Source organism: Nocardioides lentus (assembly GCF_039529515.1).
Lineage (GTDB): Bacteria > Actinomycetota > Actinomycetes > Propionibacteriales > Nocardioidaceae > Nocardioides > Nocardioides lentus.
Genome location: NZ_BAAAMY010000001.1, coordinates 337,008 through 349,264, shown reverse-complemented (window position 1 = coordinate 349,264; position 12,257 = coordinate 337,008). Strand labels below are relative to the sequence as shown.

Annotated in this window: 10 protein-coding genes; 3 read left to right on the top strand and 7 right to left on the bottom strand. The window is 73.8% G+C overall.

What is annotated here, in order from left to right; genetic code table 11:
• Positions 1–185 precede the first annotated feature (185 nt).
• Positions 186–1,064: a hypothetical protein gene (locus ABD158_RS01645; protein ID WP_344002771.1), complete on the bottom strand. Its 879-nt coding sequence runs from the start codon at positions 1,062–1,064 to the stop codon at positions 186–188.
• Positions 1,065–1,246: 182 nt separating this feature from the next.
• Between ABD158_RS01645 and ABD158_RS01640 the strand changes: the two genes are divergently transcribed.
• Together ABD158_RS01640 and ABD158_RS01635 are read left to right on the top strand one after the other, a co-directional pair.
• Positions 1,247–1,768, top strand: a complete 522-nt coding sequence (locus ABD158_RS01640; protein ID WP_344002769.1) for a peptidylprolyl isomerase — start codon at positions 1,247–1,249, stop codon at positions 1,766–1,768.
• Positions 1,769–1,813: 45 nt separating this feature from the next.
• The gene (locus ABD158_RS01635) at positions 1,814–2,752 is read left to right on the top strand and encodes a rhomboid family intramembrane serine protease (protein ID WP_344002767.1); all 939 of its coding nucleotides are present in this window, start codon (positions 1,814–1,816) and stop codon (positions 2,750–2,752) included.
• Between the two features lie 149 nt (positions 2,753–2,901).
• On the opposite strand, the gene ABD158_RS01630 is transcribed toward ABD158_RS01635, so the two are convergent.
• Entirely contained in the window at positions 2,902–3,534 is a 633-nt protein-coding gene (locus ABD158_RS01630; protein ID WP_344002766.1) for a cell division protein CrgA, read from the bottom strand.
• Positions 3,535–3,587: 53 nt separating this feature from the next.
• Here ABD158_RS01630 and ABD158_RS01625 point away from each other — a divergent pair, with 53 nt between their 5' ends.
• The gene (locus tag ABD158_RS01625) at positions 3,588–4,352 is read left to right on the top strand and encodes a DUF881 domain-containing protein (protein ID WP_344002765.1); all 765 of its coding nucleotides are present in this window, start codon (positions 3,588–3,590) and stop codon (positions 4,350–4,352) included.
• Between the two features lie 18 nt (positions 4,353–4,370).
• Here the strand turns inward: ABD158_RS01625 and pknB are convergent, their stop codons facing one another.
• The 5 genes from pknB to ABD158_RS01600 are packed head-to-tail and all read right to left on the bottom strand — an operon-like array spanning position 4,371 to position 12,256.
• Positions 4,371–6,254: a Stk1 family PASTA domain-containing Ser/Thr kinase gene (gene pknB, locus ABD158_RS01620; protein ID WP_344002762.1), complete on the bottom strand. Its 1,884-nt coding sequence runs from the start codon at positions 6,252–6,254 to the stop codon at positions 4,371–4,373.
• Positions 6,251–7,792, bottom strand: coding sequence for a serine/threonine-protein kinase (locus ABD158_RS01615; RefSeq protein WP_344002759.1), 1,542 nt, complete (start codon positions 7,790–7,792; stop codon positions 6,251–6,253). Before ABD158_RS01615 ends, pknB begins: the two co-directional genes overlap by 4 nt.
• Positions 7,789–9,246, bottom strand: coding sequence for a peptidoglycan D,D-transpeptidase FtsI family protein (locus ABD158_RS01610; RefSeq protein WP_344002757.1), 1,458 nt, complete (start codon positions 9,244–9,246; stop codon positions 7,789–7,791). Before ABD158_RS01610 ends, ABD158_RS01615 begins: the two co-directional genes overlap by 4 nt.
• On the bottom strand, positions 9,243–10,652 hold the full coding sequence (locus tag ABD158_RS01605; protein ID WP_344002755.1) for an FtsW/RodA/SpoVE family cell cycle protein: 1,410 nt from the start codon (positions 10,650–10,652) through the stop codon (positions 9,243–9,245). The genes ABD158_RS01610 and ABD158_RS01605 overlap by 4 nt, the downstream gene beginning before the upstream one ends.
• Positions 10,649–12,256 (bottom strand): PP2C family protein-serine/threonine phosphatase, encoded by a 1,608-nt coding sequence (locus tag ABD158_RS01600; RefSeq protein WP_344002753.1) that lies wholly within the window; start codon positions 12,254–12,256, stop codon positions 10,649–10,651. Before ABD158_RS01600 ends, ABD158_RS01605 begins: the two co-directional genes overlap by 4 nt.
• Position 12,257 lies beyond the last annotated feature (1 nt).

Below are 12,257 nucleotides of genomic sequence, written 5' to 3'. Positions count from 1 at the left end.
GCGGTGGTGGACCGTGCCGGCCGAGGACATCCCGGCGGGCCGCGAGGAGCGGATCACGTGGCTCTACGACTGGTGGGACCACATCGACGACTGGGTCGCGCAGAACCGGCCGACACCCCTGGGGGGTGCCGGCCGGTCCTAGGCCGCGGCCCGGGGGCCGCGGGTGGTGCACTTCTCGTGCTGGCTCAGTCGCGCTTGTCGCCGTCCACGTCGATCGACGCGGCCGGGTGGTCCGGGTCGGTGACCGGGTGGGGCGCGTCGACGCGGTCCGAGACGGCCTCGGCGGCGTCGGCCCCGCCCGGGTCGTCCTCGACGCCGGGGCTCACGGCCGGCGCGGGGGCGGAGGTGGTGCCGGTCGCGCCCGCGACGTCGCGCTGCGGGCTCGAGGCGGGGGCCGGGGTCGGGGTGTACGACGACTGCCAGTTGTCCTGGCCGGAGCCGCGGACCTTCGAGAACACCACGGCGCCCACGGCCAGGAGCACGCCCAGGAAGAGGACCTTCTTCAGCTTGCCCCCGCCCTTCGCCTTGGTGGCCTCCTTGCGCAGGGCGGTGGCGCGGGAGTCGATCCGCGAGCTGGACTCCTCCGCCTTGGCCGCCAGGAACGAGGCCCCGGCGGCGGCGCGCTCGGCGGCGCTGGCCTTGCCCTCGGCGAGCAGCGGCTCGGCGCGGGTGCGCGCGCTCTCGACGTACGGCGCGGTCTTCGCCTTGGCCAGCGTCACGTACGGGTCGGCGTTCTTGCGGGCCTTCGTGGCCTTCTTCCGGGCGTCCTTCACGTAGGGCTGCGCCTTGCTGCGCGCCTCGTCGACGTACGGCGCCGCGGTGCTGCGGGCGTCCTCGGCGAGGTGGTGCGCGCGGTCGCGGGCGTCGTCGGCGAGGACGTGGGCCTTGTCCCGGGCCTCCTCGGCCAGCGAGGACGCACGCTCGCGCGCCTCCTCGAGGACGGGGGTCGCGCTCTTCTTGGCGCTCTCGAAGGCGGACTCCAGCGCCGGCCGGACGGCCTCCGCCAGGTCGTTGGCCTTCTCCTTGCCCTGATCGAGCGGGGACTTCTTCGTGCGCAGACCCATGGGCCCTCCTCGTGACGTCGTCGTGCCGTCCCCCGATCATGCCGCACCGGTGCACACGTCCGCAGGGGCGTCTTGTCGTCACGTGGGAGGATCGAGAGCACCGGTCTCCCGTGGGAGGCCCCCTGCGACGCGCCCCGCGTCGTCCCCGAACCCGAGCCCCGCGCGGGCTCCGAAAGGCAGACATGGTCGACGGCACCACCACCGCCACGCTGAAGACGAACAAGGGCGACATCGTCCTCAACCTCTTCGGCAACCACGCCCCCGTCACGGTCGAGAACTTCACCGGCCTCGCCGGCGGCACGAAGGAGTACGCCGACCCGCAGTCGGGCGCGAAGACGACCGGCAGGTTCTACGACGGCCTCGGCTTCCACCGCATCATCTCCGGCTTCATGATCCAGGGCGGCTGCCCGCTCGGGACCGGCACCGGCGGCCCCGGCTACCAGTTCCAGGACGAGTTCCACCCCGAGCTGTCGTTCGACCGCCCCTACCTGCTGGCGATGGCCAACGCCGGCCCGGGCACCAACGGCTCGCAGTTCTTCGTCACCCTCGCCCCCACCCCCCACCTGAACCGTCGCCACACGATCTTCGGCGAGGTCGCCGACCAGGCCTCGCGCGACGTCGTCGACGCCATCGGCGCGACCCCGACCGGCCGCCAGGACCGCCCGAACGACCCGGTGGTCATCGAGTCGGTCGAGCTGGCCTGACCCCGGTCACGCACCAGGTCCCCGGCGCCCCACGATGACCCCGTCATGACGGAGACGTCCGGCCCGCGCGCGCCGGGGACCGACGCGCCCACGTGCTACCGGCACATCGACCGGGAGACGTGGATCCGCTGCCAGCGCTGCGAGCGCCCGATCTGCCCCGACTGCATGCACGAGGCGTCCGTGGGCTTCCAGTGCCCCGACTGCGTCCGTGAAGGGGCGAGGGCGACCCGCTCCGGGCGCACGGCGTACGGCGGGAGGCGGCCCGCCAACCCGGCGCTCACCTCGATCGCCCTGATCTCGGTCAACGTCGGGGTCTGGCTGGCGATCACCCTCAGCGGCGGTCGTGCCAGCGCGCTGCTGCCCTACCTCGCCCTGCGGCCCGAGGGCTTCTGCCGCTCCGGGAGCGGCGTCTACACCGACGTGCGGTCGCAGGCCGCGTGCGACTCCCTGCCGGCGGTGAGCTCCTGGGTGCTCGGCGCGACGGGTGGCGCCCCGTGGCAGGTGCTGACGTCGATGTTCACCCACGTCGACCTCCTCCACATCGCCTTCAACATGCTGGCCCTGTGGGTGCTCGGCCCCCAGCTCGAGCTGGCGCTGGGCCGCGCCCGGTTCCTCGCGCTGTACCTCCTGTCCGGTCTCGCGGGCTCGCTGGCCGTGCTCTACCTCTCGAGCCCGTACGGCGCGACGGTCGGCGCCTCGACCGCGGTCTTCGGCCTGATGGGCGCGCTGCTGGTCGTCGGCCACAAGCTCGGCGGCAACGTCACCCCGATCCTCGGCTGGATCGGCATCAACGCGGTCATCACCGTCGTCGGGAGCAGCTTCATCTCCTGGCAGGGCCACCTGGGCGGGCTGGTCGGCGGCGTCGTCGTGGCCGCCGTCCTCGTCTACGCCCCGCGGGAGCGCCGCACGCTCTGGCAGGTCGCCGGTCTCGGCGCGGTCGCCCTTGTGATCGTCGCCGCGATGGTGCTGCGCGCCGTCGTCTGAGCGCCGTCGTCTGAGCCCGGCCGTCCGGCCCGAGCGGTCGCGGTGACGCCGGCCCGGTCATGTCCACAGGTGTGGGGAACCCTGTGGACGGCTTACACCGGTGTAGTTCTCCACACCGGTGGACAGACCTGTGGAGGACTACACCGGTGTCATTCCCACTTCGTGGCGTAGGTGAAGCCGACCGCCATGAACGCGATGCCGACGACGAGGTTGAACTGACCGAGGTCGTTCATGAGCGGCACGCCGCTGATGTCGTTGGTGAAGACGTAGAAGGTGCAGATCCACACCAGCCCGATCAGGAAGCACCCGAGCATGCCGACGACCACGCCGCGCCCGCGCCCGAGCGGGGTCGAGCGGTGCGCCATCACGACCAGGCCGACGAGGATCGCACCGAAGCCGATCGCGTAGTTCCACCGCTCGAGGTCGGCCATGAAGGCCGGCGAGCCCGGCTGTCCGTCGGAGCCTGGGCGGACCTGGGCGTAGTACCAGGCCATCCAGGCGATGCCGCCGAGGACCAGCACGAGGCCGGCGAGGAACCGCGGGGAGCGGTAGGCGCGGGCCGAGATCGGGTCGTCCAGCGAGCGCAGCTCGTCCTTCGGCTTGCGCTGCCGCGTGGTGCGGCCGGCCGTGGCCTTCGCCGGGTTGCCCGAGCGGCCGCGGGTGGCCGGGGTCGCGCCCGCCTTCCCGGCGTCGGTCGTCGGTGACCGGTCGGCGTCGGAGGATCGGGCCGTCTCGGAGGTCCGAGCCGTCTCGGTGGTGTCGTCGGACTTGTCGTCGGCCATCGGCCTGGTCACTCCTCGGTCGCGGTCACGCCAGCCCGGCTAGCGTAGACGCCATGACGAGCGGTACCGACTCCCCCCGGCAGCGGCCGGGCCGCGCCTCGGTGACGGTGTGGCGTCTGGGCACCCCGCTCGTGCTCGGCCTGTGCGCGGTCCTCGTCATCACGAGCGCCGCCAACAGCGACGGCACCGACCTGCGCCCGGGTCGCTACACCGACCTCGCGGCGGTCGTGCGGGCCGAGGACCGCGAGGTCCAGCAGCTGCAGGACCGGGTGAGCGAGCTGTCCGACGAGGTCGACGGGCTCGGTCGCGCGCGCGGTGACCGGTCCGCCCAGCGCTTCCGCGACGCCGCGGCCGCAGCGGCCACCCCCGCGGGCCTCTCGCCGCGCACCGGTGAGGGGCTGGAGATCACCCTGGCCGACGCCCCCGAGGAGGTCTTCGAGGTCTCCGAGGAGGACCCCAACCGGCTCGTCGTGCACCAGCAGGACATCCAGGCCGTCGTCAACGCACTGTGGCGTGGCGGGGCCGAGGCGGTCACCCTCCAGGGTCAGCGGATCGTGTCGACCACCGGCATCAAGTGCGCCGGCAGCTCCGTGCAGCTCCAGGGCCGCACCTACCCGCAGCCCTACGTGATCGGTGCGGTCGGCGACACCGACGCGCTGCTCGACTCGCTCGAGGGCGACGACTTCGTGTCCCTCTTCCGCGAGGACGCCGCTCGCCCCGACATCGCGCTCGGCTTCGACGTCGACCTCGACGACAGCCTCACCGCCCCGGCGTACGACGGTCTGCTGGACCTGTCCTACGCCGAGCCGATGGACTGACCCACCGCGCCGGGCCGCTCAGTCCCAGCGGGGACCGGGCAGCGAGACGCCGGTGCCGGTCTCCCCGTTGCCCCCGCCGTTCCCGCCGCCGTTGCTGTTGCCGTCCCCGTTGCCGTTCCCGTTGCCGTTGCCCCCGCCGTTGCTGTTGCCGTTGCCGTTCCCGTTGCCGGGACCGGTGGAGTCGTCGGGCTCGCTCGGGGTGTCGGTGGGACTGGGCTCCTCGGTCGGGGTCGGCTCGAAGGTCGAGACGAACAGCACGATCTCGGTGCCCTGCGGCTGGGTCGTGTCGCCGTCGGGTGACTGGTCCACGACGGTGCCGGTCGGCTGCTCGGCGCTGCCCGGGTCGGGGGTGATCCGGACGGTGAAGCCCGCCTGCTCGATCGCCGCCGTCGCCGAGGCCTCGTCGAGTCCGATGACGGTCGGCACCGCGACCGGTCCCTCGGAGACCGTGAGCGTGACGACCTGCTGCTCCTGCACCCGCGCGCCGGCGCCCGGGTCGGTGCTCAGGACCTCATCGGCGTCCTCGTCGGAGGCGACGGTCTCGACGCGGACCCGCAGACCGGCCTCCCGGAGCTCCCGGCGGGCGTCGGCGCGGTCGTCGCCCACGACGTCGGGGACCTCGACCTCGGGTGGCCCGTTCGAGACGACGAGCGCGATGGTCGCGCCCTCGTCGACCTGGTCGCCGTCGGCGGGGTCCTGGTCGATCACCTCGTCGACCGGGATCTCCGGGTCGGGCTCACGGGTCACGGTGATCCGCAGTCCCAGGTCGCCGAGCTCCGCACGGGCCGTGTCCTCGTTCTGACCGATGACGCTGGGCACGGTGATCTGGTCCGGCTCGCTCTCGAAGAGCGTCGGCAGGAAGAAGGCCCCGACCCCGAGCAACGCGATGAGGAGCAGGGCGAGCAGGACGAACCAGGGTGTCCGGCTGCCACGGCGCTCCTCGGCCGGCGGCGCGGTCGCGGTGGTCGTGGTGACCGCGGCGGTCGGGGCGTCGTCGACCGGCGCGACCGCGGCCACCGCCGGGGCCTGCACCGGACGACCGGCCAGGTAGCGCTCGATGTCGGAGCGCATGGCCGCGGCGCTCTGGTAGCGGTCCTCGACCCGCTTGGCGAGCGCCTTCATGACGATCGCGTCGATCTCGGGATCGAGGTCGTCCTCGAGGGACGACGGCGGCGTGGCGGGCTCCCGCACGTGCTGGTAGGCCACCGCCACGGGGCTGTCGCCCACGAACGGCGGCCGGGCGGTCAGCAGCTCGTAGAGCAGGCAGCCGGTCGAGTACACGTCGGAGCGGGAGTCGACGGTCTCGCCGCGCGCCTGCTCGGGGGAGAGGTACTGCGCCGTGCCGACCACGGCGGCGGTCTGGGTCATCGTCGAGGACGCGTCGGAGACCGCGCGGGCGATGCCGAAGTCCATGACCTTGACGTCGCCGCTCGGGTTGAGCATGACGTTGCCGGGCTTGATGTCGCGGTGGATGATCCCGGCGCGGTGGCTGTAGTCCAGCGCCGAGAGCACGCCCGAGGTCAGCTCGAGGGCACGCTCGGGCAGGATCTTGCGCCCTTCGCTGAGCACCTCGCGCAGCGTCCGGCCCGCGACGTACTCCATGACGATGTAGGGCTGGGCGACGTCGCTGCCGTCGCTGGAGAGCTCCTCGCCGGTGTCGTAGACGGAGACGATGGCCGGGTGGTTCAGGGAGGCCGACGACTGCGCCTCGCGGCGGAAGCGCGCCTGGAAGGTGGCGTCGCTGGCCAGGTCGGTGCGCAGGCGCTTGACGGCGACCACCCGGCCCAGCCGGGTGTCGGTGCCCTTGCGGACCTCCGCCATGCCGCCGCGACCCAGCAGCTCGCCGAGCTCGTAGCGCCCGCCGACCGTCTGCCCGGACGACGAGCCCCCGGTGGTGGTCACGGCCGCACCTCCTCCTCCGTGCCGTCCGCGCCCGGCCCGGCGTCCTCCGGTCCGGGCTCGCCGGGACCCGCGTCACCGGGGGCGGCCTCGTCCGGCTCGGTGGGCAGCGAGCGCTGCTCGGGGCCGCCCTCGCCCGGCTCCGGCGGCTCGACCGGCTCGGTGGGCTCGGTCGGGGTCGGCTCCTCGGTGGGGGTGGGCGTGGGCGTCGGGGTCGGCGTCGGGGTGGGCGTGGGGGTCGGCGTCGGCGTCGGGGTCGGGGTGGGCTCCGGCTCGGGCGTCGGCTCCGTGTCCTCGGTCGGCGCCTCGGAGGTGGGCTCGTCCGTCGGCTCGGTGGTGGTCTCCGTCGGCGTCGGGTCGTCCGTCGGCTCGTCCTCGTCGCCACCGCTGAAGACCAGCGCGACGAGCAGGACGCCGAGCAGCGCGGCCACCACGAACACGGCGGCGGGCAGCCAGCCGGGGACGCCCTTGCGGCGACGGTCCTCGGGCTCGGTCCCGCCCTCACGCGTGGTGGTCGTGACCGCCGACGTGGGCGTCGGGGCCGGGCGCGACATCGCCGCGGCCGCCCCGCCCGCGCCGGCGGCGAGGCCGGCGGCCCCGGCGCCCACGGCGGGCAGCACCGAGGTGGAGCGGTCGGTGACCGCGGGCGCCACGTGGGTGGCCTGGGTGGCGGCTCCCTCGGGGTGGCGCAGCGCACGGGCGAACTCGTGGCCGTCGGCGTACCGCTCGGACGGGTCCTTCGCGAGGCCGCGGCGCACCACGGCGGCGAGGTCGGCCGGCACGTCGTCGGGCAGCTCCGGCACGGGCTCGCGCAGGTGGGCCAGCGCGACCGCGACCGACGACTCGCCGGTGAAGGGCCGCCGGCCGGCGAGGCACTCGTAGGCCACGCACGCGAGGGAGTAGACGTCGGAGGCCGGCACCGCCTCGCGACCCTCGGCCTGCTCGGGCGCCAGGTACTGCGGGGTGCCCATCACCTGGCCGGTCTGCGTCAGGGCGACGCCCTCCGCGGCCCGGGCAATGCCGAAGTCGGTGATCTTGATCGTCCGGTCGGGCGTCACCAGCAGGTTGGCGGGCTTGACGTCGCGGTGCACGATGCCGGCCGCGTGGGCGGCACCGATCGCGTCCGCCGCCTGGGCCAGCAGCGGCACGACGACGGCCGGCGGCATCCCCGCGCCCTGGCGCAGCAGTGCCGACAGCGGCTGGCCGTCGACGAACTCCATCACCAGGTAGGGGCGCGGCACGCTCGAGCCGTCCCGCGGCGAGGCCTGGCCGTAGTCGAAGACGCTGGCGACGCCGGGGTGCTGCAGGCGGGCGGCGTTGCGCGCCTCGGTCTCGAAGCGGGTCCGGAAGGTGCCGTCGTCGGCGAGCTCGGCCTTGAGCAGCTTGACCGCGACCTGGCGGCCGAGGACCTCGTCGGTGCCGAGCCACACCTCGCCCATGCCGCCGGTCGCGATCCGCGAGTCCAGGCGGTAGCGGCGGGCGTCGTCGGCGTAGCCCTCGGGGTGCGCCGAGACGCCGCCGGTCGAGTACTGGTCGCTCACCGGTCGATCACCGCCTCGCTCACCGCGCGGGCGATGGGACCGCCGAGCGTGCCGCCCGCGATCTCGGCGGGCTGGCCCGCGGCTTCCACCAGCACGGCGACCGCGACCTGCGGGTCGTCGGCGGGCGCGAACGAGGTGAACCACGCGTACGGCGGTCGGCCCGGCGCGCTCTCGGCGGTGCCGGTCTTGCCGGCGACGTCGATGCCGGGGATGGCGCCGGGCGTGCCGGTGCCCTCCGCGACGGTGTTGACCATCATCTCGGTGATCACCTCGGCGGTGTCGGGGTCGACGGCCCGCGAGAGGTCGCTGGGGTCGGTGCGCTCCAGGACGTCGAGGTCGGGGGAGCGCAGCTCCTCCACCAGGTAGGGCTTCATCACGGTGCCGTCGTTGGCGATGCCCGCGGAGACCATCGCCATCTGCAGCGGGGTGGCGGCGACGTCGGACTGCCCGATGCCCGACAGCGCCGTCTGCGGCTCGTCGAGGTCACCGGGGTAGCGCGACTCGGCCTGGAGCGGCAGGTCGTCGAGGTACTCGGAGTTGAAGCCGAAGGCCTCGGCCTGCTCCTGCATCGCCTCGACGCCCAGCTCGTCGGCCAGCGCGAGGAAGGTGGTGTTGCAGGACTGCTCCATCGCCTGGGTGAAGGGGATGGTGTCGGTGCCGCAGTCGCGCCCGCCGTTCTCGATCGAGATGTCGGTCAGCGGCAGCTGGTAGGACGAGCCGCCCGGCACCAGGTCGTCGGCGGAGCTGTAGGCGCCGGACTCGAGCGCCGCGGCCGCCGTGACGATCTTGAACGTCGAGCCGGGGGGCAGCGTGGTCTGGATGGTGCGGTTGAGCAGCGGCTCGTCCTCGCGGGCGTCCAGCTCCTCGAAGGTGTCGTTGAGCGCCCCGAAGTCGTGGTCGGCGAAGCGGTTGGTGTCGAACGACGGCGAGGAGACCATCGCCAGGATCCGACCGGTGTCCGGCTCGATCGCCACCACGGCGCCCTCGGTGCCCTCGCCGAGGGCCTCGAGGCCCTCGAACGCCGCGGTCTGCGCGCCGTCGTCCAGGGTCAGCTCGACGGACCCGCCGACCGGCTCGGAGTTGCTCACCATGTCGACCAGGCGGGTCACGAAGAGCCGCGAGTCGTCGCCGGAGAGCAGCGGGTTGTAGGTCCGCTCGATGCCGGTCTGGCTGAAGTAGGAGAAGTAGCCGGTGACGTGGGCGTACTTGAACGGCGCCGGGTACTCGCGCTGGTACTCGAACTCGTCGTCGCTGGGCACGCTGCGGGCCACCGGCTCGCGGCCGACGAGGATCGCGCCGCGGTCGCGGGAGAAGGTCGCGTCGACGACCCGGCGGTTGGAGGGGTTGGCGTTGAGGTCGCCCGCGTTGACGTACTGCAGCACGGTCGCGTTGATCATCAGCGCGCCGAACAGCAGCATGCAGAACACGGCGAGGGTGCGGATCGGGCGGTTCACAGCTTCACCACCTGGGTCGTGGCCGCGTCGGGCTCCTCGTCCTCCTCGGGGAGGGCGGCCGGCAGCGGACGACGGGCCTGGTCGGAGATGCGCAGCAGCAGCGCGATGATCACCCAGTTGGCGACGAGGGAGGAGCCTCCCGTGGACAGGAACGGCGTGGTCAGGCCGGTGAGCGGGATCAGCCGCGTGACGCCGCCGATGACGACGAAGACCTGCAGCGCGAAGGTGACCGCGAGGCCGGTGGCGACGAGCTTGCCGAAGCCGTCGCGGCACACCACGGCGGTGCGCAGGCCGCGCTCCACGATCAGGCCGTACAGCAGGATGATGCCCATCACCGCGGTCAGCCCGAGCTCCTCGCCGATGGAGGCGAAGATGAAGTCGGAGTTGGCGAACGGGATCAGCTCGGGGCGCCCGTTGCCGAAGCCGCGGCCGATCAGGCCGCCCCACGCCATCCCGAACATGGTCTCGACGGTCTGGCGCCCCAGGTCGCTGGTGCCCTCGCCGTAGTAGGCGAACGGGTCGAGCCACAGGTCGAAGCGCTGCCGCACGTGCCCGAAGGCCTGGTAGCCCGCGAAGGCGCCGGCGGCGAACAGGGTGCCGCCGACCACGAGCCAGCCGGGACGCTCCGTCGCGACGTAGAGCATCACGAGGAACAGGCCGAAGAACAGCAGCGACGAGCCGAGGTCGCGCTGGAACACGAGGATCCCGAGGCTGATCAGCCACATCCCGAGGATCGGACCGAGGTCGCGGCCGCGGGGCAGGTCGATGAACAGCACCCGACGCCCGGCGAGCGCGAGCGCGTCGCGGTGCAGCACGAGGTAGCCCGCGAACGCGACGACCAGCAGGACCTTGGCGATCTCGCCGGGCTGGAAGGAGAAGCCGGCGACGCGGATCCAGATCCGCGCACCGTTGATCTGCGTGCCGATCACCGGCATCAGCGGCAGCAGCAGCAGCACGATCGCCGCCAGGCCGGAGGTGTAGGTGAAGCGCTGCAGCGAGCGGTGGTCGCGCAGCACGAGCAGGGTGGCGATGAACAGCGCGATGCCGAGGGCCATCCAGATCAGCTGCCGCGAGGCGAAGCCGTCGTCGCGGCCCAGCTCGGTGTAGGTGAGGTCGAGGCGGTGGATGACGGCGAGCCCGAGCCCGTTGAGCGCGGCGACGACCGGCAGCAGCACCGGGTCGGCGTACGGCGCGACGAACCGCACCACGACGTGGCAGGCGATGACCATCAGCGCCAGCACCCCGCCGTACGTCGCCATGTCGGCGGGGATCTCGTCCTCCATGCCGAGCCCGACGGCGGCGTAGGCGCCGAGCCCGACGGTCAGCGCCAGCAGCAGCAGGAACAGCTCCGCGCCGCGGCGGGGACGGTGGACGAACTCGCCCGGGGTGGCCTCGGCGGCGCTCATCGGCGGGCCTCCCCACCGGTGGAGCCGGTCTGGCTGCTCGCACCGTCGCCCGGCTGGGTGGGGCTGGGGTCGGTCCCGCCGGAGCCGTCGCCCGGTGAGGGGGACTCGCTGGGGGAGGGGTCGTCCTGCAGCGGCTGGGAGGGCTCGTCGGCCTGGCGGGAGGCGAGCTCGGTGACGGTGGCGCGGGCGTCGTCGAGGTCGTCGGCCTCGATCCCGCTGCGCACGGCGTCGGCGTCGGTGGTCGGCAGGGCGTCGACCGACACGTCGCTCTCCTCGAGCGGCGAGGACAGGCTCAGGCCGGGCACCTCGGCGTTGACGCCGCGGAAGATCGTGACTACGCCGCCGGACTCGGCGACGTAGTACTGCTGCTGGGTCCACGACCACGCGGCGGCGCCCGCCACCCACACCAGGCCGACGACCACGGCCAGCACGAGGGCGCGGCGCAGCCACAGGAAGCGCCGGGGCGGCCGCGGCGCGTAGCGGGCGCGCTCGGGGTCGATCGGGTCGCTCGGGATGGCGTGGGCGGCCTCGGGCGGCAGGTCGGCGGCCGCGCCCCCGGCGTCGGGGTGACCGTGGTCGTGACGGCTGCTGCGGAACAGCCCGGAGACCGCGCCGCGGCCCCCGCGCCGGGGGAGCTCCGCCGCGGCGCCCACCAGCAGCGGCACCAGCGCGCCGGTGTCGTCGACGGCGGCCGACTCCGGGTCGGGCGGCTGGTCGGCCGGCACGACGTCCGCCACCACGCAGGTGACGTTGTCGGTGCTGCCGGCGTCGAGCGCGTCCTGCACCAGCGACAGGGCGGCGCTGTCCGGCGAGCCGTCGGCGAGCACGGCCAGCATCTGGTCGTCGGTCAGGGACCCGCAGGCGCCGTCGCTGCACAGCAGCAGGCGATCACCCACGGCGAGGTCCACCACGAACAGGTCGGGCTCGGGGTCGCGCTGGCCGTCGAGGGCCTTGAGGATCAGGTTGCGGTGCGGGTGGGTGCGCGCCTCGGCCTCGGTGATGCGGCCCTCGTCGATGAGGCTCTGGACGAAGGTGTGGTCGCGGGTGAGCTGGGTCAGCGTGCCGGACCGCATCAGGTAGGCGCGGCTGTCGCCGACGTGGGCGATCCCGACGCGGGACCCGTCGAAGAGCGCCACCGTGGCCGTGGTGCTGGTGCCGTTGAGCGCGGGGTCGTCGTCGACCAGCTCGGCGATGCGGTCGTGGGAGCGGTGCAGCCCGCCGGCCACGAGCCCCAGCAGGTCGGGGCCGGGCTGCTCGTCGAGCCTGCGCAGCTGGGCGACCGCGGTGCTGGAGGCGATGTCGCCGCGCGCGCCGCCGCCGACGCCGTCGCAGACCGCGAGCAGCCACGCCCCGGCGTACCCGGAGTCCTGGTTGTCCTTGCGCACGCGACCCACGTCGGACACCGCGGAGAACGCCAGGCGCAGCGACCCGGCGGGCACCAGCCCCTCGGGGCCCTGGGCGGTGTCGTCCTCGGCCAGGTTGGTGACGGGGGTCGGCACCGTCGGCGGAGGCGCGGCGGGCGGCGCGGACGCGGGTGCCGGTGTCGGCGCCGGTGCGGCGGGAGGGCCGGCGGCCGGGTCGGGCGGGGGCTGGGGGGAGCTCATC

Coding starts and splice junctions, on each gene's coding strand:
- ABD158_RS01645 (WP_344002771.1), bottom strand. CDS start 1,064: ATGGGTCTGCGCACGAAGAAGTCCCCGCTCGATCAGGGCAAGGAGAAG.
- ABD158_RS01640 (WP_344002769.1), top strand. CDS start 1,247: ATGGTCGACGGCACCACCACCGCCACGCTGAAGACGAACAAGGGCGAC.
- ABD158_RS01635 (WP_344002767.1), top strand. CDS start 1,814: ATGACGGAGACGTCCGGCCCGCGCGCGCCGGGGACCGACGCGCCCACG.
- ABD158_RS01630 (WP_344002766.1), bottom strand. CDS start 3,534: ATGGCCGACGACAAGTCCGACGACACCACCGAGACGGCTCGGACCTCC.
- ABD158_RS01625 (WP_344002765.1), top strand. CDS start 3,588: ATGACGAGCGGTACCGACTCCCCCCGGCAGCGGCCGGGCCGCGCCTCG.
- ABD158_RS01605 (WP_344002755.1), bottom strand. CDS start 10,652: ATGAGCGCCGCCGAGGCCACCCCGGGCGAGTTCGTCCACCGTCCCCGC.
- ABD158_RS01600 (WP_344002753.1), bottom strand. CDS start 12,256: ATGAGCTCCCCCCAGCCCCCGCCCGACCCGGCCGCCGGCCCTCCCGCC.